This window comes from Bacteroides cellulosilyticus DSM 14838 (assembly GCF_000158035.1).
GTDB lineage: Bacteria > Bacteroidota > Bacteroidia > Bacteroidales > Bacteroidaceae > Bacteroides > Bacteroides cellulosilyticus.
This window is the reverse complement of record NZ_EQ973492.1, coordinates 293,726-314,799: the sequence shown is the minus strand read 5'-3', so window position 1 is coordinate 314,799 and position 21,074 is coordinate 293,726. Positions and strand designations below refer to the sequence as shown.

The following is a 21,074-nucleotide window of genomic DNA, read 5'->3' as shown; positions in this document are numbered from 1 at the left end:
ATTATTAATTCTTTTTCAAGCCGTTTATCAATGCGATCAGATACCCCAGTGCAATGAAAGCTCCCGGTGCAAGTACAAATATCAACATACCGTATTCTTCAGGAAGGATAGTCAGATCAAATATCTTACCGGTTCCCAGAAATTCACGTACGGCACCCAGCAAAGTAAGAGCCAAAGTAAAGCCAAGGCCCATTCCTAAACCATCAAAGAAAGAAGCTACCGGAGTGTTTTTGGCAGCAAAAGCTTCTGCGCGTCCCAATACAATACAGTTTACCACAATCAGCGGAATAAACAAACCCAGCGTAGCATATAGAGCAGGAACATAAGCTTGCATGACCATTTGCAGTAAAGTCACAAAGGAAGCAATGACCACAATGAACGACGGAATACGTACCATATCAGGAATTACATTCTTGATTGCCGAGATTACGACATTAGAACAGATCAGCACGAACATCGTTGCCAGTCCCATACCCATACCATTGATAGCGGAAGAGGTGGTACCCAGCGTAGGACACATACCAAGCAGGAGTACAAACGTAGGATTCTCTTTGATAATCCCGTTCATCATAACTTTAAAATTATTCATATCTTCTACTCCTTTCTTTATTTAGCGCTGATAGAGTCCGCAGCTTCAGTGGCGGCATTTTCAGCAGGTTCAACAACTTTTTGCGTAGCTCCCGTAGTGGCATCCAATTCATTCTGACCGGCATAAGCTGCATAAGCAGCATTCACAGCATTCAGGAAAGCTCGTGAAGTAATAGTAGAAGCTGTAATGGCATCTACCTGGCCTCCATCTTTGCTTACAGACAACGGAGTCTTACCCGGATTCATTCCTTTGATACTTCCTTTATTTCCTTCTTTAAACCAATCGGCAGCCTTGGACCCCAATCCCGGAGTTTCCACATGCGACAACAGGGAATAATCTATAATGTTTCCTTCCGCATCAAAGCCGACCAAGACTTTCAGCTCACCACCGAATGCCATTGAACTTGCTTCTACGGCAGCACCAATAAACTCTCCACCTTTCGTAGCAGGATACACAGCATAATCTACACCATTCACAGTCTGCATCTTCTTTTCTGCAATCGGATCATTATCGAAACCGGGAACCACTGCACTGACTGCGTCGCTCAATGTCTTTGCATTGGCTTGTGCTATAGGTTCTTTCGTCAATTCATTCACATATGCCAGCAAAGCCACAGAGATGGCAGTAACGCCCGTGAGTACCAGCAACATATTCTTCAAGGATGATTCTAACTTTTTCATTTCTTCTTCGCTACCTCCCCAAAGCGTTTAGGTTTACAATATGTATTAATCAGCGGAGTGAAGGCGTTCATAATCAAAATAGCGAATGACATACCTTCGGGATAAGCACCGAACAGACGGATAATCACTGTCAGTAATCCGATACATACACCATAAATCAGCATCCCCTTCTTGCTCATCGGAGAAGTGACGTAGTCAGTAGCCATAAAAATAGCACCCAGCATCAAACCACCTGTAAGCAACTGAAGCACGGGAGATACATACAGTTCCGGATCTACCAGATGCATAATACCCGAGAATACAAATACTGTAGCCAATATAGAAATAGGAATATGCCAGGTAATAATTTTCTTCCAAAGCATATAAGCTAATCCCAGCAGTAACGCCAATGCACTGACTTCACCCAGACAACCGCCATTGTTACCAATCAGCAAATCGAAAGAGGAAGGCAGATCTTTCAGAGCCTCTATATTTCCACCGGCAATCTGCTTCATCAGATTAAGCGGAGTAGCAGCCGTCGTAGCATCGGTGTAAGAAGTCAACTGTCCCACCACCGGCCAACTCGTCATTTGCACAGGGAAAGAAAGCAACAGGAACACACGGCCTGCCAATGCAGGGTTGAACGGATTATTACCTAACCCGCCAAAAGACATCTTGCCTACGCCTATAGCAAACAATGCACCCAGAATAATAATCCAGATAGGCAGATTGGAAGGTAAATTGAATGCCAACAACACACCTGTGATTACAGCAGAACCGTCACAGATTGTTGTGGTTTCTTTCTTCATCAGGAATTTACCAATAGCCCATTCGAAGAACAAACAGGCAGCTACCGATGTAGCCGTGACAATCAGCGCACCCAGTCCGAAGAAATAGAGCGATACAAGAAATGCAGGAATCAATGCAATAAGCACACCATACATATTCTTTTTCACGCTGTCACCACCATGGACGTGGGGTGAAAGTGATATTACTAATTTATTTTCCATACTTCGTTATTATTTAGCTTGACGTGCACGGATAATCGCTCCTACCTTGCCCTTACCCAAGCGGCAATAGTCCAGCAACGGACGGTTGGCAGGACAGGTAAACTGACAAGAACCGCACTCGATACAATCCATAATTCTTTCTTTTTCCATTCTCTCGAATTCTGTATGTTCGGCAAGTGCCGACAGCAAATAAGGTTCCAATCCCATCGGACAAGCACCCACGCACTTTGCACAACGGATGCAAGGTTGAACCTCACCACGTTTGGCTTCCTTTTGATTCATTATCAGAATACCGGAACTACCTTTAGCGGTAGGAACCTCCGTGTTGACCAATGCCTTACCCATCATCGGGCCACCACCGATAATCTTACCTGTATCTTCGGGCAGACCACCGCAAGCATCAATCAATTGCTTCATCGGCGTGCCAATACGTGCCAGGAAGTTAGACGGTTTTGCTACTGACTTACCAGTAACGGTAATCACGCGCTCAAACAACGGCTTGTTTTTCTGTACGGCCTGATATACCGCAAATGCAGTACCTACATTCTGTACCACGGCTCCTGTAGAAATTGGTAAAGCACCACTCGCTACCTGACGACTGGTAATAGCATCTATCAACTGCTTTTCACCTCCTTGCGGATATTGCACCTTCAAGGCTACTACCTCGATACCTGCATAGCTGGATGCCACCTTCGCCATCAACTGAATAGCATCGGGCTTATTGTTCTCAATACCGATAAATGCCTTGTTCACCTTCACAGCTTTCATCAGAATAGATACACCTACCATAATTTCCTCGGCATGTTCCAGCATCAGCTGATGGTCAGCTGTCAGATAGGGTTCACACTCCACAGCGTTGATAATCACACACTCTGCTTTGAATGCAGGCGGCGGACAGAGTTTCACCTGAGTAGGGAAACATGCACCACCCAAACCTACAATACCGGCATTGGCTATCTTTTTTACTATTTCCTCGGATGTAAGGTTACATTCCCTCACCAACGTTTCGGTGCGGTCAATACTTTCTTCCCATTCATCACCGTCCACATCAATAAAGATGGCAGGTTTCGGATAACCACTGGCATCGATAACCGTATCGATTTTAGCAACCTTGCCGCTGACAGACGAGTGGATGGCCGCGGATACGAAACCACCGGGTTCGGCAATCTTTGTGCCGACTTTCACCACATCTCCTTTAGCTACAATCGGCTTTGCAGGCGCACCGATGTGCTGACCCAGCAAAATCACAGCTTTGGCAGGAACTTCCGCCTTTATAATCGGCTGATGTGCTGAAAGTTTATTTTCGTGTGGATGAACACCACCGATTGAAAATGTCTTCAACATACAATTCTGTATTTTAGTCGTTTATTACTTCTTTATTATTAAGCCTCTGCCTTTGGAGTTTCAACCTGAGGAGTCTCAACAGCTTTAGGGGTCTCTACAGTTTTAGGAGCCTCTGCAACCTTAGGCGTTTCTGTAGCTTTCGGTGCAACGGCTACCTTAGGAGCAGCAACCGAAGCAGCACCTTCCGCCTTCGGTTTACGCGGCGGGAAATTGAGTGCGATAATCGTGTTCTGAGGACAAGCCTCTTCGCACTTACGACATGATTTACATTTGTTCGGATCGATGTAAGCCAGATTATTTTCAAGTGTAATCGCTTCGAACGGACAAACCTTCACGCACTTGCCACAACCAATACAAGCAACTGTACAAGCTTTACGCGCTATGCCGCCTTTGTCTTTGTTTACACACTGCACATAAATACGGCGTGACTTCTTACCTTGCGGACGAATCTCGATAATGTTCTTCGGACAAGCCTTGACACAAGCTCCACAAGCCGTACATTTTGCTTCATCCACTTCCGGAAGTCCCGTCTCTGGATTCATGTGGATAGCATCAAACTGACAAGCTTCCACACAGTCACCACACCCCAGACATCCGAAACTACAACCGGTTTCGCCGCCATAAAGAGAGGCCGCAATAGCACAACTCTTCGCACCGTCGTACATATTCGTACGGGGACGGTTGGCGCAGGTTCCATTACATCTCACAACTGCCACCATCGGTTCGGCAGCAACGGCATCCAAACCAAGGATTCCCGCTATTTGCGTCATAACAGGTTGTCCGCCTACCGGACAGAACTTGCCCTCCAGCGAACCTGCCTTTACACAGGCATCGGCAAAACCGCTACAACCCGGATAACCACATCCACCGCAATTTGCTTGAGGCAACACCTCTCCTACCTGTGCAATTCGCGGATCTTCATACACGGCGAATTTCTTGGAAGCTATGTATAATATAGCGGCCGAAACCAGCGCTATGGCTCCCAATGAAATCACTGCAATCAGAATTACATTCATAAATTAGTTATTTATTTAATTATTTGTTTTAATGTTCCAAGAGTTAGTCAATTGGCCTTATTGAAAAAGAAAATTTCTTTCCCATACGTGTTTTATTTAGCCACAATATATAATAATAAGGAATAAGAAGAGCTAACGAACAAAGTGCAGAGAGAAGTTCGTCACTCCAGATAGCCATAAATACAAAGAGAGAAATCACCAGAATACAGAAAGGTATTATAAAGGCCCACAACACCGCCATCATTCCCATAGAGAGTTCGCCAAAAACGATTACCCGGTCACCCACCTGATAGGAAGACGCATCGCCGGTAGTTACATCGATTATTTTTTCTTTGGTATCAGCCGAGGCACAATGTCCCTTCGCACTACATGCCGCACAAGCTGACGTTTGGACAATTCTCACCTTTATATGAGAACTGTTTATGTTTTCCACAATACCTTGATGTTTTATAATATCTGCCATTTTGCAAACTGTGCATTACAAATTGCGGCAAATTTACGCATTATTTGTGAACTGCAAGGCTTTCACCCGCTTTTTTTATGTGTACGCCAACGTACTTTTCCCCGTTTTAACTATTTTTCTTCACTTTTTCCACAGAACAAGCAAGAAAACCTGTTTTATAACACAGACTAAGGTATCACTTTGCACCATTGATAAGTATAAGATAACAAAATGATACTATGAATAATTCTTTTCTCCTAAAAGCAAGTAAGGCTGCCTCCCTAAAAGAAACAGCCTTACTTGTAATATCTATATTCAGATAGTATAGACTTACCATTTATAATTAATACCGAAACTCAAAATTTCATTCACCTGAAAGTAGCTGTCTCCCGTAGTCGGCTTACTGCTGTCATCATAACGGGCATGTACATAGAGTTTTGTAGAGAGGTAACGGTTCAATATAAAGTTGATTGTATTTTCCCACTCAATACGTGTCCATTCATAGCTGGTCAGATAATTCAAACGAGAATTCAGCACAATAGAAGGAATGATGGTCCAGTCAAATGTCGGTTGTATTTGCGAACCCCAATTATGACGCACGCATTTGCCCTTTTCCAAACCAAAGTCTACCTCATTTACATCTTTATTACCGATATAACGCATTGTCCAAGTCAACGGAGCTATAAAGACAGAAAGATTGAACTTTTTCTTCTTCAGTTTATAGTCCATACCGACACTGGTGGATAAATCAGCCGGAGCAAAGAAAGCAGAAACTAACTTCTCGCTATTTGCTTTATAACCGTGACAGAACTGAGTTTTGAATTCAGTAGAAATGGTATAGTACCAATTAGAAGCAGCCTGAACACCCAGCTTACTGTAAATACGGAGCAAGTCGGTGTTTACCAGATAATCATGGTACTTATCCGAAGGAGTTGAACCAAAACCTAACTTAGCTTCCAGCATATTTTCCCACTGTATCTTCTCACGGTCGTTATAGTTAGCGAACAACTGTAAGTTAGCCAGAAAAGAGTTCGTACTTTCACCACCTTTATACCAGTTATCCGAAATATAGTTCTGCGTAATCTGTAAAGAACCGCTTCCACCGGTCACCCACCAGTTAGGTTTCCGAATCAGCACTTCCGCATCTTCTTTCACATTTGCCATACTCTCCTGAGCAAACAACTTCAATACAGAAGGTTTAGAAGATACCTCTTTTTCAATATTATCCTTGAATACCCTCACCTGCATAATATCATCTTCCCATGCCACAATCTTATGCAGATCATCATTAACATAAAGATAGAGCAAAGCACGATCCACTGTTTCATTCGCGCGTTCCTTCGAGGTAAAGCGGGCTTCATCAAATGGCAAAAGTTCTTTCACTGGCAATTCAACCGTATCAAAAGGTTCAAATTTCCAATTCAATGTCGAAACACGCTTTATAGGAGAATTATAATATGTAAATGGCTTAAGAAACAGACGGTAGTAATCGGGATTATCAGGAATGTAACGTTCAGGAGTAGACGGATCATTCAGGTAGTTTAATACTCCAAAATACTTCTCATGCAGTATGGATACTGTGTCCAACTTGAGAGTATCATTCGCTGGTTTCAACTTTAAGACAAAATATTGCTTCATCACATCCGACAAGGTATCCACTTGTGCGGCAGCCGGTTCCTCTCCGGCCTTTAAGACAGTCTTTACTGAATTCTGCGCCACTATCGACGAAGAAAAAAGCGCAGCAACTGCCCATAAAGATAAGTATCTATTCTTCATAACGCCCTAAAATCTATGTTTTGACTGCAAAAGTAATTTAAAATGTTTAGAAAACATAGAAAAGAGTAAAGAAAAGATTAGCAATAGCCGGTACTTAGGATGACAAGTTCATATCAGCTCCGTACCAGCCCCGTACCAAGTCCGTATCAAGTCCAAACATATATATACGGAGATGACACGGAGGTGATACGAAGATAGTACGGAGATAACACGGAGATAGTACGGAGATGATAAGGACTTAATAACATTGCAGCATCACTTTTTTTAGAATTGTTTCGCCGAAACTTTATGTACTTCCTCTTTTTTTTGTAATTTTGCGCTTTTTAAGTCTCATCTGTAGACAGGTAGGTACACAAATGTGTACATCGACCAAACAAAACAATAATATTAAAACAGTATAGCTGTGGGAGAAACAAAGTATATTTTCGTCACCGGTGGCGTTGCCTCATCATTAGGTAAAGGCATCATCGCCTCATCCATTGGTAAATTGCTACAAGCAAGAGGTTACAAAGTAACCATTCAGAAGTTTGACCCGTATATCAATATTGACCCGGGCACTTTAAACCCCTACGAACACGGAGAATGTTATGTGACTGTAGACGGACATGAAGCTGACCTCGACTTAGGTCATTACGAACGTTTTCTTGGGATCCAGACTACTAAAGCCAATAACATCACAACCGGACGTATCTATAAAAGCGTTATCGACAAAGAGCGCCGTGGTGATTATTTAGGTAAGACCATTCAGGTTATCCCTCACATCACGGACGAAATTAAACGAAACGTGAAGTTGCTGGGTAACAAATATAAATTCGATTTTGTAATTACAGAAATCGGTGGTACGGTGGGTGATATCGAATCATTGCCGTATCTGGAAAGTATCCGTCAGTTGAAGTGGGAATTGGGACGTGATGCTTTGTGCGTGCACCTTACTTATGTACCTTATCTCACGGCAGCCGGTGAATTGAAAACCAAGCCGACACAACACTCCGTAAAAGAATTGCAGAGTGCAGGTATACAGCCGGATATATTGGTATTGCGTACAGAACACGAATTGGGTACCAACCTGCGTAAAAAAGTAGCATTATTCTGTAATGTGGATGAAAACGCAGTAGTACAGAGCATCGATGCTCCTACCATCTACGAAGTGCCTATTCTGATGCAGGCTCAGAAACTGGATGAAACGATATTGAAGAAAATGGGACTGCCCGTAGGAGACACACCGGGACTGGGTCCATGGCGTGCTTTCCTCGAACGTCGCCATAAAGCAGAAAATACAGAACCACTGCACATTGCATTAGTCGGCAAATATGACTTGCAGGATGCTTACAAATCCATTCGCGAAGCCTTGTCACAAGCTGGTACATACAATGATCGTAAGGTATCCGTAGACTTTGTGAACAGTGAAAAGCTGACAGAAGAAAATGTAGCGGAAGCACTGAAAGGCATGGCAGGTGTATTGATAGGTCCGGGATTCGGTGAACGTGGTATTTCCGGTAAGTTCGTGGCTATCAAATACGCACGCACACATGATATTCCGACTTTCGGTATTTGCCTGGGAATGCAGTGTATCGCCATTGAATTCGCACGCAACGTGCTGGGATATACCGATGCAGATTCACGCGAAATGAACGAAAAGACTCCGCATAATGTCATCGACATTATGGAAGAGCAGAAATCCATCACAAACATGGGTGGAACAATGCGTCTGGGAGCCTACGAATGTATCTTGCAGAAAGGTAGCAAGGCTTATGAAGCTTATGGAACGGAACACATCCAGGAGCGCCACCGTCATCGCTATGAATTCAACAACCAGTATAAAGCGGAATACGAAGCTGCCGGCATGAAATGTGTAGGTATCAATCCGGAATCTGATTTGGTGGAAATCGTAGAAATACCGAAGTTGAAGTGGTTTGTCGGAACTCAGTTCCATCCGGAATACAGCAGTACGGTACTGAATCCCCATCCGTTGTTCGTGGCTTTCATCAAAGCATCTGTCGAAAGTTTCGAGGAGAAGGAGAAAGCAAAGAAATAAGATTATTTCAATAATTATAAAATTGTAAATTAGAAATTATTCATGGATAAAAACACCATTACAGGTCTTGTTTTAATAGCAATTTTGTTAGTCGGCTTCAGTTTTCTGAGTCGCCCCAGTAAAGAGCAATTGGAAGCACAGCAGCGTTATTATGATTCCATTGCGCTGGTACAGCAACGTGAAGAAGCGCTGAAAGCCAAAGCGGATGCAGCATTGGCCAATGAAAAAGATGTGGAAACTGTGGATTCCACTTCACTCTTCTTCAATGCCCGCCAAGGAACAGATTCGCTTATTACGATTCAGAACGACGTGGCTGAGTTGACCCTCAGCACCAAAGGCGGTTCCATATTCTCCGCTGTATTGAAAGAGTATATGGAACAGGACAAGAAAACTCCTGTAACCCTATTCACCGGAAACGATGTTTCCATGAATTTCCTTTTCTATAATAAAAAGGAAACAATACAGACTAAGGACTATTACTTCACCACTGTGAACCGTACGGACAGCACCGTAACAATGCGTTTATCAGCTGACAGTGCAAGTTATATAGACTTCAAGTATGCATTGCATCCCAATACCTACCTGGTAGACTTCAGCATCGATGCTAAAGGTATGGCAGATAAATTGGCAGCAAGCAATAACTATGTAGACATCGAATGGGCACAACGCGCCCGCCAGATCGAAAAAGGTTATGTATATGAGAACCGTTTGTCTGAACTGACTTATAAAATGCTGGGAAATGGCACAGACTACTTGTCAGCCAATAAGGATGATGAAAAAGAAGTGCCCGAACGTCTGGACTGGATTGCTTTCAAAAATCAATTCTTCTCCTCGGTATTCATTGCAGACGCTGACTTTGAAAAAACGAAGCTAGTCTCCAAAATGGAAAGAGAAGGCAGCGGATATATCAAAGACTACTCCGCCGAGATGAGCACGAGCTTTGACCCGACAGGTAAACAGCCTACGCAAATGTTCTTCTACTTCGGTCCGAACCATTACAAGACGCTGACTGCGCTGGATAAGGGACGTGATGAGAAATGGGAACTGAACCGTTTGGTTTATCTGGGTTGGCCGTTGATACGCTGGGTCAACAAGTGGTTCACCATCAATATCTTCGACTGGTTGTCCGGTTGGGGTCTAAGCATGGGTATTGTATTGTTACTGATGACCTTGATTGTAAAAGCAGTCGTATTCCCCGCTACCTGGAAAACGTATATTTCTTCTGCCAAGATGCGTGTGTTGAAACCGAAAATCGATGAGATCAATAAGAAATACCCCAAACAGGAAGATGCGATGAAAAAACAGCAGGAGGTCATGGGAATGTACAGCCAATACGGTGTGAGTCCGATGGGTGGCTGTCTGCCGATGCTGGTACAGTTCCCGGTTCTGATTGCATTGTTCATGTTTGTGCCAAGTGCTATTGAATTGCGTCAGCAAAGCTTCTTGTGGGCTGATGACCTTTCAACGTACGATGCATTCATCAACTTCCCGTTCAATATCCCGTTCCTGGGTAGCCACCTCAGTTTGTTCTGTTTGCTGATGACGGTTGTGAATATATTGAACTCCAAGTTCATGATGCAGCAACAGGATACCGGAGCCAACCCGCAGATGGCGGCGATGAAGTGGATGACGTATCTCATGCCGATTATGATGTTGTTCATCTTGAACAGTTATCCTTCAGGTCTGAACTATTACTACTTCATATCGACATTGATTAGTGTGGTGACTACTCTCATTCTGCGTAAGACTACGAATGAAGAGAAACTTCTTGCCCAATTGGAAGCCCGAAAGAAAGATCCGAAGAAAGCTAAGAAAACCGGCTTTGCCGCCCGCCTGGAGGCAATGCAGAAACAACAGGAACAGTTGTTGAAAGAGAGACAGAATAAAAAGTAAGTCTCCGCTTTTCATCACTTGATAATAAAAGCCGGGCAATTGATGTAATTGTCCGGCTTTCTTTCTCTTATAACGACTATAACTATAACTCAAATGAAAACTAAATATACCAACAAACAGATTTGGATGATAGCCTATCCGATCCTCATCAGTCTACTGATGGAGCAAATGATAGGTATGACAGACACAGCCTTCCTGGGACGGGTAGGCGAAGTAGAACTGGGAGCATCAGCCATTGCAGGTGTCTTCTACATGGTAATATTCATGGCAGCTTTCGGTTTCAGTATCGGAGCGCAGATACTCATTGCCCGGCGCAACGGTGAAAAGCAATACCGGGAAATAGGCGACCTTTTCTATCAAGGAATTTACTTTCAGATAGGACTGGCGGCAGTAATGTTCCTGCTCTCCTACTTCCTTTCACCAATGATACTGAAACGAATCGTTTCTTCCGAACACATCTATGAGGCTGCCATCAGTTATCTGAACTGGCGGGTTTTCGGAGCCTTCTTCTCATTCAGTGCAGTCATCTTCCGTGCTTTCTTCCTGGGAACTACGCAGACCAAGACACTGACACTCAATTCCATAGTCATGGTATTGAGTAACGTAGTTTTCAACTATATACTGATTTTCGGTAAATTCGGCTTTCCTGCGCTCGGCATTGCAGGTGCCGCCATCGGTTCATCACTTGCAGAGCTGGTTTCACTGATATTCTTTATCCTCTACACCCGTTACCGCATTGACTGCCGTAAGTTTGGACTGGACCGTATTCCGAAGTTCCGCCCGGAGATACTGAAACGCATGCTGAACATTTCCTTCTGGACCATGATACAGAACGTCTTCTCCTTGTCCACCTGGTTCTTGTTCTTCCTCTATGTGGAGCATCTGGGAGAACGGTCGCTCGCCATCACGAACATTGTCCGGAGCATATCCGGCATTCTGTTCATGGTAATGATGGCATTTGCCTCAACCTGTGGTTCATTGGTCAGCAATCTCATCGGTGCAGGAGACAAAGACTGCGTGGCAGGCACTATCCGGCAGCATATACGCATTGCATACCTGTTCACATTGCCGCTAGCACTGTTTTTTGCACTGTTCCCAAAACTTATACTGGGAATCTATACGGATATACCCGATTTACAGGATGCAGCCGTACATTCACTTTGGGTAATGTGCTCGGCATATCTGTTTCTCGTACCTGCCAATGTATATTTTCAGGCAGTATCAGGAACGGGAAACACGCGCACGGCTCTGGTCATGGAACTAATAACGCTCGTCTTCTATGTTGCCTACATCACATACATCATTCTTTACTTGAAACTTGATGTAGCTCTGTGTTGGACATCGGAAATGGTATACTCCATTTTTATACTATTACTTTGCTGGTGGTATATTAAAGGAGGACGATGGCAAGAAAAACGCATATAATTTGTATATTTGTCGCAAAATAACCGTAACGAACAACATACATGAAACAAGTAAATTTATTGCTTATGTCAGCAGCTATGACATTGGCTGCCTGCGGCGGAACTAAAGACGCAGGGCAAGCCGGGGTACCGCTTATCGAGCGGTCGGACATTCAGATTGAAGGCAAACGCATGACTCCCGAAGCTCTCTGGGCCATGAGTCGTATCGGTGGTGTAGCCGTATCCCCCGATGAAAAGCAAATTGCTTACACAGTAGCTTACTACAGTGTACCGGAGAACAAGAGTAACCGTGAAGTCTTCGTGATGAACACAGATGGAACAGGCAACAAACAAATCACCCACACTCCCTGGCAGGAAAACGAAGTGAACTGGATAAAGGGTGGCACTAAACTGGCGTTCCTTTCCAATGAAGGTGGCAGCAGCCAGTTGTGGGAAATGAATCCGGACGGCAGCGGGCGTAAGCAGTTAACTCAATATGATGGTGACATCGAAGGTTATTCTTTCTCTCCCGACGGCAAGAAGTTGCTTTTCATTGCACAGGTGAAAACTAAACAAAGTACTGCGGATAAATATCCCGATCTCCCTAAAGCGACGGGTATCATCGTTACCGACCTGATGTACAAACACTGGGATGAATGGGTAACCGGTGCTCCGCATCCTTTTGTAGCCGATTTTGATGGAAACGGTATCAGCAATATAAAGGATATACTGGAAGGAGAACCTTACGAAAGCCCGATGAGACCTTGGGGTGGCATCGAGCAACTGGCATGGAGTCCTGCCGGAGACAAGGTGGCATATACTTGCCGTAAGAAGACCGGTCTGGCTTATGCCATCTCCACCAACTCGGATATTTACATCTACGATCTTGCAACCAAGAAGACAGACAATATCACCGAAGAAAACAAAGGTTATGATACAAATCCTCAGTACTCTCCCGATGGTAAATACATTGCCTGGCAGAGCATGGAACGTGACGGTTATGAAGCTGACCTAAACCGTCTCTTCATCATGAATCTGGAAACAGGTGAGAAACGTTTCGTCAGCAAGGAATTCGAATCGAACGTAGATGGTTTCTTGTGGAATAGAGACCCTAAGAGTATTTATTTCATCGGTGTCTGGCATGGTGAAACACAGATTTACAATATCAATCTTGCTGCCAACGATAAGGTTACGCAGTTGACAGACGGTATGTATGATTATGCTTCCCTCGCCCTTGCAGGAGATAAAGTAATCGCTTTACGCCATTCAATGAGTATGGGTGATGAAATCTATGCCGTATCTGCCACCCGCAACGGGGATGCTTTTGCCGAAGCAAAACAACTGACCTTCGAAAACAAACAGATTTACGACCAACTGGAAATGGGTAAGGTTGAAGCTCGCTGGATGAAAACTACAGACGGTAAACAGATGCTGACATGGGTTATCTACCCGCCACAGTTTGACCCGAATAAGAAATACCCTACCCTCCTGTTCTGTGAAGGTGGTCCGCAAAGCCCCGTAAGCCAGTTCTGGAGCTATCGCTGGAATTTCCAGATTATGGCTGCCAACGACTATATCATCGTAGCTCCCAACCGCCGCGGACTTCCGGGCTTTGGAGTGGAATGGAATGAAGCCATCAGTGGTGATTACGGTGGTCAGTGCATGAAGGATTATTTCACAGCTATCGACGAGATGGCTAAAGAATCGTTTGTAGACAAAGACCGTCTCGGTTGTGTAGGTGCCAGCTTCGGTGGTTTCTCCGTTTACTGGCTCGCCGGACATCATGACAAGCGCTTCAAAGCATTCATTGCACATGATGGCATCTTCAACATGGAAATGCAATATCTGGAAACAGAAGAGAAATGGTTTGCCAACTGGGATATGGGTGGTGCATACTGGGAAAAACAAAATCCGGTAGCTCAACGCACATTTGCCAACTCTCCGCACCAGTTTGTAGACAAATGGGATACACCTATCCTTTGCATTCATGGCGAAAAAGACTACCGTATTCTAGCCAACCAGGCAATGGCTGCTTTTGATGCCGCCGTAATGCGTGGTGTTCCTGCCGAGCTACTGATCTATCCGGATGAAAATCACTGGGTATTGAAACCTCAGAATGGTATCCTCTGGCAACGCACATTCTTTGAATGGCTGGACAAATGGTTGAAATAAAAAAACAGACGATTGAAGTCTCCTGAAACAGACCATCTGTTAGGGATGAACAGACCGTCTATTTGATACGAACAGGAAGGTGTGTCAAAACTGGAAAGTAACTTAATCTCCCCTCCTCCCGGGGAGGAGGGGTGCCCAAAGGGCGGGGTGGTAGACAAACATATAACTTTAGATAGTACTGCATTATGACACATCTTCCTGTTTTTTATCTCTGCATCAAGCCCTGTAATTCAAGGCATAAGCATTGTTTTACTTCTTCCATCGGCACCTCCCGTTTCAGCTCCTGTTGCAGCGAAGTGACTCCTTTATCTATAAAGCCGCAGGGGTTGATATAACTGAAATATCGTAAATCAGTATTCACATTCAGCGCCAATCCATGCATGGTAACGAAATGACTGCTACGCACGCCAATAGCGCATATTTTACGCGCACGCGGCGTATCTCCCTCCAGCCAAACACCGGTTGCTTTCTCCAACCTCCCGGCAGCAATGCCATAAGAGGCACATACACGGATGACCGCTTCTTCCAACAAATGTACATACTCTTTCAGCCCCAACGAGAATTCTTCGAGATTCAGGATAGGATAACATACCAGTTGTCCCGGACCATGATATGTGATATCACCTCCACGATCTATATGATAGAGCGTAGCTCCTATCTTCTGAAGTTGTTCCTCACTCAACAGCATATTTCCTTCTTTACCGCTACGACCTAAAGTATAGACATGCGGATGTTCACACAAAATGATGTGATTTTCATACTCTTCCCCTGCCTGCTTGGCACGAATAAGAGCATCAAACCACTCCGTTTGCCGGGTCCATGCATCGGCATACGGAATAATATTCCAGTCTGTTACATTCAGTTTCATGCCGACAAAGTTAAGACTTTAGGGATAAAATCGTATATTTGCCGACAGCAAAATGAAAAAAGATGAAACATAACTTCCCACAAGTAGATTTGCCGGTTGAAATGCTGGCATGGAGAGATGTTACAGAAGATATTCTGAATCTCTATCGCCAGTCATGCCGTCTGAAGGCATGTATTTTTGCATTATGCACTGAAGGGACCATTACAGCATCCATCAATCTGATGGAACATGAAATAAAAAAGAATGATCTGATCATTCTGATGCCGGGAACTATCTTACAGCTCAATGAGCAAGTAGAAAAAGTACGGCTTTGCTTCGTAGGTTTCTCCAGTCACTGCGTCAACGGTATTAATCTATTGCAGGCTACGATGGGATCTTTCTCCAAAATATGGGATAATCCGATTGTAAATGTCAGCGACTTAATAGCATCCTACTTCGTGGATTACTTTGCACTACTGACACGTATATCAATCTCCCATCCTACCGCCACCAGTACCGCAATGGCACAAAGTGTGCTCCACAGCATTTTGCTTGGAATTAATGCCCTTTATGCCAATCGTCCGCAAAGCATTCTTGCCAAAAGCCGCAAAGAGGAAATTTGCCAAAAATTCGTACAACTGGTTATTGAAAATTATATGACTGAGAGACGTGCTCAATTCTATGCCGACAAGCTGGGAATTTCATTGCAGCATCTCAGTACTACCGTAAAACAAGTAACAGGAAGGAATGTACTCGAAATTATTTCGCATGTGGTGATTACAGACGTCAAAGCACGGCTGAAATCCACAGACATGACTATTCAGGAAATAGCCTATTCACTGAACTTCCCCAGTGCCTCTTTCTTCGGAAAGTACTTTAAGAGGCACATGGGGATGAGTCCGTTGGAATATAGAAATAGTTAGTATCTTAAACGAAGGCTGTTCAAGACTACCGATACACTGGAAAATGCCATAGCGGCACTTGCCAACATGGGGTTCAGCAATAATCCATTGATTGGATAAAGCAATCCGGCAGCAATAGGAATACCTATCAGATTGTAAATGAATGCCCAGAACAGATTCTGATGAATCAAGCGCACCGTCTGCCGGGAGAGATTGAATGCTTTCGGCAACAGCAACAGATCCGAAGTCATAAGAGTGACCATTGCCACATCCATGGCAATGTCCGTTCCTTTACCCATGGCAATGCTTACATCGGCACAAGCCAAAGCCTGTGAATCATTGATACCATCACCCACCATAGCTACTGTCTTTCTCTGAAGTTGAAGCTGGCGTACAAACTCTTCCTTATCATCCGGCAAAGCATCGGCAATATACTGGATATTGCCTAATCGTCCGGCAACAGCAGAAGCAGTACGTTCACCGTCTCCCGTCAGCATATAAACTTCAATACCCTGGGTACGGAGTTCGCGAACAGCCTCAGCGGAAGTCGCCTTTATCTGATCTTTGATAGCAACAATCGCAAGCAATTCATCCTTGCGGCCAAAGTAAACGATGCTACAACCGTCCGATTCGTATTGAGCCAGCATTTCTCCCAAAACATCAGTCAGGGTGGCATGGTAATCTTTCAACAGCTTGTGGCTGCCTGCCCAATACTCAGCACCCTGATAAGTCACTTTAATACCCTTACCGGTAATACTTTCAAAACCATCCAGAGTTGCAGGAACAATGTTCTCTTGTTCTTGCAAGGCAGTGACAATAGCACCAGCCAGCGGATGCTCCGATTTAAGCTCGGCAGCCAGAAGAATGTCTTTATAATGTCCTTCCTGCGGCTGTGCCCATAACCAACCGGCAACGGTAGGATGCCCTTCAGTCAATGTACCGGTCTTATCCAATACCACAACATTTACCTTTCGCATCTGTTCCAGTGCCACAGCATCTTTTATCAGAATATGATGATCGGCAGCCTTACCGATACCTACCATCAAAGCCGTAGGAGTAGCCAGTCCCAATGCACAAGGGCAAGCAATCACCAATACGGAAACCGCTGACAGCATGGCATGTGAAAGCATATCCACACCACCAAAGAACATCCAGATAAAGAATGTCAGGACAGACAAACCCAGTACAACAGGAACAAAGATACCCGTCACTTTATCTACAATACGCTGCACGGGAGCCTTACTGCCTTGCGCTTCCTGCACCATACGGATGATACGCGCCAGCACTGTTTCTCCACCTACTTTCTCGGCACGGATAATGAACGATCCTTTCTGATTGATGGTTCCGGCCAACACATGCGAGCCAATCTTCTTTTCTACCGGAATAGGCTCACCGCTTATCATGCTTTCATCTACATAAGAGTCACCTTCGGTCAGAAAACCATCCACAGGGATTTGCTCACCGGGGCGGACACTCACCAGATCATCGATGTTCAATTGATCCAAAGGTACATCCAGCTCTTTACCGTCGCGTACTACACGGGCTTTCTTAGGTTGCAAACCCATCAGTTTGCGGATAGCAGTGGAAGTATTTCCCTTCGCACGTTCCTCCATGAGTTTACCTGTCAAAACGAAGGCGATGATAACCACAGCAGCTTCGTAATAGACATGAGGCTCCAATCCACGGTTATACCAGAAATCGGGGAAGAAAGTATTAAAGACGCTGAACAGGAAAGCAATGGATGTACTTAGTGCCACCAGTGTATCCATATTGCTGCGTCCCAGACGTGCTTGTTTCCAGGCACCGGTATAGAATGGCGTACCGAACAATACCAATACAGGAATAGCAAGTACCATCTGTATCTCGTTAGAATAAGGTACATGCATGAAGACCATGGAAAGCAACAACAGGGGAACAGCAAAAATCCACGCTCCTATCACCCGCGTTTTCAAGCGGTGATAGCGTTTCTGTTGTTCTTCTTCCTGGCGTTCTTCAACATGCTCTTCCTCCATGATGAGGTCATAGCCCGCAGCCAGTACGGCAGCACGAATTTCTCCGGGTGTCAGTTTGTCCGTCTCATAGGAGACAGACAGTGTATTGGAAGCAAAGTTGACCGAAGCATCTGCAACGCCCATCAACTTGCGAACTGTCTTTTCTACGTTATTGGCGCATCCCGCACAATGCATGTTCAGCACGGGAAACGTCTGTTTTTTTAAATTACCCATATATTGTTTTTATTTCAAGTTTTATATCAAAACAATCTCTACAGGCCGTTTGTTCGACTACTTCTTGTCCTCTTGTTTCGTTTCTTTCACGAATTCGGCTTCGTAGTTGAACTTCTTGAAACCGGCTTTCAGTTTATCCACAGTTGTCTTTTCAGCATCATAAGTAATGGAAACTGTTTTCGTTTTCAAGTCTGTAGAGAATTCTTTTACTCCTTTCTCAAATTTAATGTTATTCTTCACCTTCCGTTCACAGTTTTCGCAATGCATCTGTGAAACTTTAAAGACAGCTGTACGGATATCTTTTGCCATTACTGCCGTTACACTCAACAAAGCTACTACGAGGGCAGCCATCATTCTTTTTGTTTTCATAATCAATTTAGTTATTAGTTATTAGTAATTAGTTTCTTGCCAGGTTAAACCTCAACCCGATATATGCTTTCGCCCCGTGCATCGGTCCCCACACCATGGTAGCATCGAAATTCTCTCCCCATGGGTTAGAAGCATCGATTATCGGATTCTTCTGTTTAAAGTTCGTCAGGTTCTCACCGCCGATATAAACAGACCAGCGACGGAAATAGCGCGTCACCTGCGCACTGAGTTGCTGGAAACTACCGTAACGACGTTCCCACGAAAGACTTCCGTCAGACAGCTCATAAGGATCGGGCATCCTTCCACCACCATTCAACTGCAAGGTAGCATCGAATTGCCACAAGCCCAGAGGAGTCTGATAAGAAGCAGTCAACAAGCCTTTATATTTACCAGTAAGTGGCTTCTCCATTAATTTACCATTATAGGTAGTTTTCGCGTCCGTCAAACGGTAAGCCGCAGTCAAAGTGAAGCCTTTGAACAACGGATAATTGGCTTCTACCTGGAATACATGCGAATAAGAACGCCCATCCAGATTGTAAAAAGCCACTTCATGCGGATTGCTGTCCATATCCACTACTACCTGTTGCAGAAAATCCGTATAGTAATATTCTGCATTCACATTCAGCGTCTTACCGAAAAGGGGGATATAAGTCGAAACACTCGCACCGTAATTCCACGCTTCCTCTTGGTCCAGATGAGAAGCAATCTTCATCTTGCGGCTACTTGCCAGAAGATAATTATTCTCCGCCAATACATGATTCGTACGATATCCCTTACCGGCAGACAAACGGAAATGCAGATATTCATTCGGATTATATTTGACGTGGGCACGCGGTGTCACAAAGAAGCCGTACTCACTACTGTAATCTCCCCGAATACCTCCCATCAGCATCAACTGATCGTTCAGATTGAATGTATATTGGACATAAGCTCCCGGAACAGACTCCTTCACAAATTTCTTCGTCAGCCCTTCTTCTGCCTGATTCGTCAGCCGATAGTTCTGATCGTAACCATCATAGTTGAAACTTAATCCGGCAGACAGACTATGCTGCTTACTGAGCTCCGTTTCAAACAGCAGCGAAGCATAAAAATTACTCTGATCCACATCATACAGTTTACGCCCGTAATTGGCATCCTGATTATGCAACGTTCCCTGTAAAATCAAAGCAAGATTCGTATTTTTCTCTTTGTCGAAGATATAAGCATTCTTCGTGAACGCTTCGTAACGATTTGTTTTGATACCTATTTCATACAGGTCATGCGAAGGAGTATTTCCGTGTGCAATCTGACCGCTGTTTCGAGTTTCATGCAACGCCTTTATACCTGCCTGGAATACATAGTGGTCACCCATATATGCCCATCGGTTCCAGACATTATATTGCTCCACACGAGGTATATCTACAAAACCATCATCATTAGAGTCATGAGATTTCGTCTCATTCTCATAATGTGCCAACAAAGAAGTGCTCCATCGCTTCGACAACTTTACCGTAGCATCCGCATTGGCTTCATAGCGGTTCGTACTACTGGCAAAAAGATTTGCCGACACCCAATCCGCTTCCGGCAATTGGGGCTTCTTGAATTCTACATTGATCTGTCCGGTTATGGACTCATATCCATTCTTCACGGACGAACTTCCTTTGCTGACCTGTATACTCTGCATCCACGGCCCGGGTACGTATCCTAAACCATAAGGAGCGGCAGCCCCCCGGAAATTGGGAATATTTTCAGTCATCATCTGCACATACGTACCGGAAAGTCCTAACAGTTTAATTTGTTTGGCTCCCGTAGCTGCATCCGAGTAGCTGACATCCACAGAAGGATTCGTCACAAAACTCTCTCCCAGATTACAGCAAGCCGCACGTGTCAGTTCGGCACTACTGATCATATCTTCATTCATCACACTGGTGCGCAGTTTCATAGTTCCCAATTTGCGGGTCACTACATTTACTTCACTCAGTTCCACTCCTTCACGAAGAACAATATCAAGTTGTTGGTTTCCTTTGTCTACATGTATCGTGTCATTCTCAAAACCAATAAAGCTAACCACAAGCATGTGGCTACGAGCAGGCTTATGAATTGAAAAGTTACCGTCTTCATTGGTAGTTACTCCATTGGTTGTATTCATCCAAAATACATTCGCTCCCGGAATAGGTTCTCCGGCAGCATCTTTTACGACACCTGTTACTTGCGCCTGCAAAAAATTAAAAGTAAAAAGTGAAATTAATAAAAATATATATTTCATATATCTGAATTCATTTATTAAGGGTACAAAAATAGGATATATTTCATGCAACAAGGTTGCAAGACTATCCAGCTATCAATTCTTTAAAAGAGAACGTGCAAAGGTATCATCTCCGTACTCTTAGATACGGACAAACTACGGACCAGA

16 protein-coding genes are annotated in these 21,074 nt (G+C 44.3%); 5 read left to right on the top strand and 11 right to left on the bottom strand.

Annotation, left to right across the window (positions count from 1 at the left end):
- Nucleotides 1–4: 4 nt before the first annotated feature.
- The 7 genes from rsxE to BACCELL_RS19275 form a co-directional block, all read right to left on the bottom strand.
- Complete coding sequence (rsxE, locus tag BACCELL_RS19305) at nucleotides 5–589, bottom strand: electron transport complex subunit RsxE (RefSeq protein ID WP_007213701.1); 585 nt, start codon at nucleotides 587–589, stop codon at nucleotides 5–7.
- Between the two features lie 17 nt (nucleotides 590–606).
- Nucleotides 607–1,269, bottom strand: a complete 663-nt coding sequence (locus BACCELL_RS19300; protein WP_007213700.1) for an RnfABCDGE type electron transport complex subunit G — start codon at nucleotides 1,267–1,269, stop codon at nucleotides 607–609.
- The gene (locus tag BACCELL_RS19295) at nucleotides 1,266–2,258 is read right to left on the bottom strand and encodes an RnfABCDGE type electron transport complex subunit D (RefSeq protein WP_007213699.1); all 993 of its coding nucleotides are present in this window, start codon (nucleotides 2,256–2,258) and stop codon (nucleotides 1,266–1,268) included. The genes BACCELL_RS19300 and BACCELL_RS19295 overlap by 4 nt, the downstream gene beginning before the upstream one ends.
- A 9-nt stretch (nucleotides 2,259–2,267) precedes the next feature.
- A complete protein-coding gene (gene rsxC, locus BACCELL_RS19290) occupies nucleotides 2,268–3,602 on the bottom strand; it encodes an electron transport complex subunit RsxC (RefSeq protein WP_007213698.1) in 1,335 nt (444 codons plus the stop codon).
- A gap of 38 nt (nucleotides 3,603–3,640) precedes the next feature.
- Complete coding sequence (locus tag BACCELL_RS19285; protein ID WP_007213697.1) at nucleotides 3,641–4,618, bottom strand: Fe-S cluster domain-containing protein; 978 nt, start codon at nucleotides 4,616–4,618, stop codon at nucleotides 3,641–3,643.
- A gap of 43 nt (nucleotides 4,619–4,661) precedes the next feature.
- Nucleotides 4,662–5,081: a SoxR reducing system RseC family protein gene (locus tag BACCELL_RS19280; protein WP_007213696.1), complete on the bottom strand. Its 420-nt coding sequence runs from the start codon at nucleotides 5,079–5,081 to the stop codon at nucleotides 4,662–4,664.
- Nucleotides 5,082–5,390: 309 nt separating this feature from the next.
- A complete protein-coding gene (locus tag BACCELL_RS19275; protein ID WP_007213693.1) occupies nucleotides 5,391–6,836 on the bottom strand; it encodes a DUF3078 domain-containing protein in 1,446 nt (481 codons plus the stop codon).
- A 403-nt stretch (nucleotides 6,837–7,239) separates the two neighbouring features.
- On the opposite strand from BACCELL_RS19275, the gene pyrG reads away from it, so the two are divergent.
- The 4 genes from pyrG to dpp5 all read left to right on the top strand — a co-directional run bounded on the left by pyrG (nucleotide 7,240) and on the right by dpp5 (nucleotide 14,339).
- Nucleotides 7,240–8,871, top strand: coding sequence for a CTP synthase (pyrG, locus tag BACCELL_RS19270; RefSeq protein ID WP_007213692.1), 1,632 nt, complete (start codon nucleotides 7,240–7,242; stop codon nucleotides 8,869–8,871).
- Between the two features lie 42 nt (nucleotides 8,872–8,913).
- Nucleotides 8,914–10,764: a membrane protein insertase YidC gene (gene yidC / locus BACCELL_RS19265; RefSeq protein ID WP_007213691.1), complete on the top strand. Its 1,851-nt coding sequence runs from the start codon at nucleotides 8,914–8,916 to the stop codon at nucleotides 10,762–10,764.
- A 93-nt stretch (nucleotides 10,765–10,857) separates the two neighbouring features.
- Complete coding sequence (locus tag BACCELL_RS19260; RefSeq protein WP_007213690.1) at nucleotides 10,858–12,189, top strand: MATE family efflux transporter; 1,332 nt, start codon at nucleotides 10,858–10,860, stop codon at nucleotides 12,187–12,189.
- A gap of 41 nt (nucleotides 12,190–12,230) precedes the next feature.
- Complete coding sequence (gene dpp5, locus BACCELL_RS19255) at nucleotides 12,231–14,339, top strand: dipeptidyl-peptidase Dpp5 (protein WP_007213689.1); 2,109 nt, start codon at nucleotides 12,231–12,233, stop codon at nucleotides 14,337–14,339.
- A gap of 205 nt (nucleotides 14,340–14,544) precedes the next feature.
- Here dpp5 and lipB read toward each other — a convergent pair whose 3' ends face one another.
- Complete coding sequence (gene lipB / locus BACCELL_RS19250) at nucleotides 14,545–15,207, bottom strand: lipoyl(octanoyl) transferase LipB (RefSeq protein ID WP_007213688.1); 663 nt, start codon at nucleotides 15,205–15,207, stop codon at nucleotides 14,545–14,547.
- A 62-nt stretch (nucleotides 15,208–15,269) separates the two neighbouring features.
- On the opposite strand from lipB, the gene BACCELL_RS19245 reads away from it, so the two are divergent.
- Complete coding sequence (locus BACCELL_RS19245; protein WP_007213687.1) at nucleotides 15,270–16,109, top strand: helix-turn-helix domain-containing protein; 840 nt, start codon at nucleotides 15,270–15,272, stop codon at nucleotides 16,107–16,109.
- On the opposite strand, the gene BACCELL_RS19240 is transcribed toward BACCELL_RS19245, so the two are convergent.
- From BACCELL_RS19240 to BACCELL_RS19230, 3 genes are read right to left on the bottom strand one after another with little or no spacing between them, the layout of a single operon-like run.
- Nucleotides 16,106–18,313 (bottom strand): heavy metal translocating P-type ATPase, encoded by a 2,208-nt coding sequence (locus tag BACCELL_RS19240; protein ID WP_007213686.1) that lies wholly within the window; start codon nucleotides 18,311–18,313, stop codon nucleotides 16,106–16,108. The genes BACCELL_RS19245 and BACCELL_RS19240 overlap by 4 nt on opposite strands.
- Nucleotides 18,314–18,370: 57 nt before the next feature.
- Entirely contained in the window at nucleotides 18,371–18,682 is a 312-nt protein-coding gene (locus BACCELL_RS19235; protein WP_007213685.1) for a heavy-metal-associated domain-containing protein, read from the bottom strand.
- Nucleotides 18,683–18,710: 28 nt separating this feature from the next.
- Nucleotides 18,711–20,927: a TonB-dependent receptor gene (locus BACCELL_RS19230; protein ID WP_007213684.1), complete on the bottom strand. Its 2,217-nt coding sequence runs from the start codon at nucleotides 20,925–20,927 to the stop codon at nucleotides 18,711–18,713.
- Nucleotides 20,928–21,074 lie beyond the last annotated feature (147 nt).

Excerpts from the sequence above, each read along its gene's own strand:
- yidC (WP_007213691.1), top strand. The coding sequence starts at position 8,914 with ATGGATAAAAACACCATTACAGGTCTTGTTTTAATAGCAATTTTGTTA.
- BACCELL_RS19235 (WP_007213685.1), bottom strand. The coding sequence starts at position 18,682 with ATGAAAACAAAAAGAATGATGGCTGCCCTCGTAGTAGCTTTGTTGAGT.
- BACCELL_RS19280 (WP_007213696.1), bottom strand. The coding sequence starts at position 5,081 with ATGGCAGATATTATAAAACATCAAGGTATTGTGGAAAACATAAACAGT.
- rsxE (WP_007213701.1), bottom strand. The coding sequence starts at position 589 with ATGAATAATTTTAAAGTTATGATGAACGGGATTATCAAAGAGAATCCT.
- BACCELL_RS19230 (WP_007213684.1), bottom strand. The coding sequence starts at position 20,927 with ATGAAATATATATTTTTATTAATTTCACTTTTTACTTTTAATTTTTTG.
- rsxC (WP_007213698.1), bottom strand. The coding sequence starts at position 3,602 with ATGTTGAAGACATTTTCAATCGGTGGTGTTCATCCACACGAAAATAAA.
- BACCELL_RS19285 (WP_007213697.1), bottom strand. The coding sequence starts at position 4,618 with ATGAATGTAATTCTGATTGCAGTGATTTCATTGGGAGCCATAGCGCTG.
- BACCELL_RS19295 (WP_007213699.1), bottom strand. The coding sequence starts at position 2,258 with ATGGAAAATAAATTAGTAATATCACTTTCACCCCACGTCCATGGTGGT.
- lipB (WP_007213688.1), bottom strand. The coding sequence starts at position 15,207 with ATGAAACTGAATGTAACAGACTGGAATATTATTCCGTATGCCGATGCA.
- BACCELL_RS19260 (WP_007213690.1), top strand. The coding sequence starts at position 10,858 with ATGAAAACTAAATATACCAACAAACAGATTTGGATGATAGCCTATCCG.
- BACCELL_RS19240 (WP_007213686.1), bottom strand. The coding sequence starts at position 18,313 with ATGGGTAATTTAAAAAAACAGACGTTTCCCGTGCTGAACATGCATTGT.
- BACCELL_RS19300 (WP_007213700.1), bottom strand. The coding sequence starts at position 1,269 with ATGAAAAAGTTAGAATCATCCTTGAAGAATATGTTGCTGGTACTCACG.
- BACCELL_RS19245 (WP_007213687.1), top strand. The coding sequence starts at position 15,270 with ATGAAACATAACTTCCCACAAGTAGATTTGCCGGTTGAAATGCTGGCA.
- BACCELL_RS19275 (WP_007213693.1), bottom strand. The coding sequence starts at position 6,836 with ATGAAGAATAGATACTTATCTTTATGGGCAGTTGCTGCGCTTTTTTCT.
- dpp5 (WP_007213689.1), top strand. The coding sequence starts at position 12,231 with ATGAAACAAGTAAATTTATTGCTTATGTCAGCAGCTATGACATTGGCT.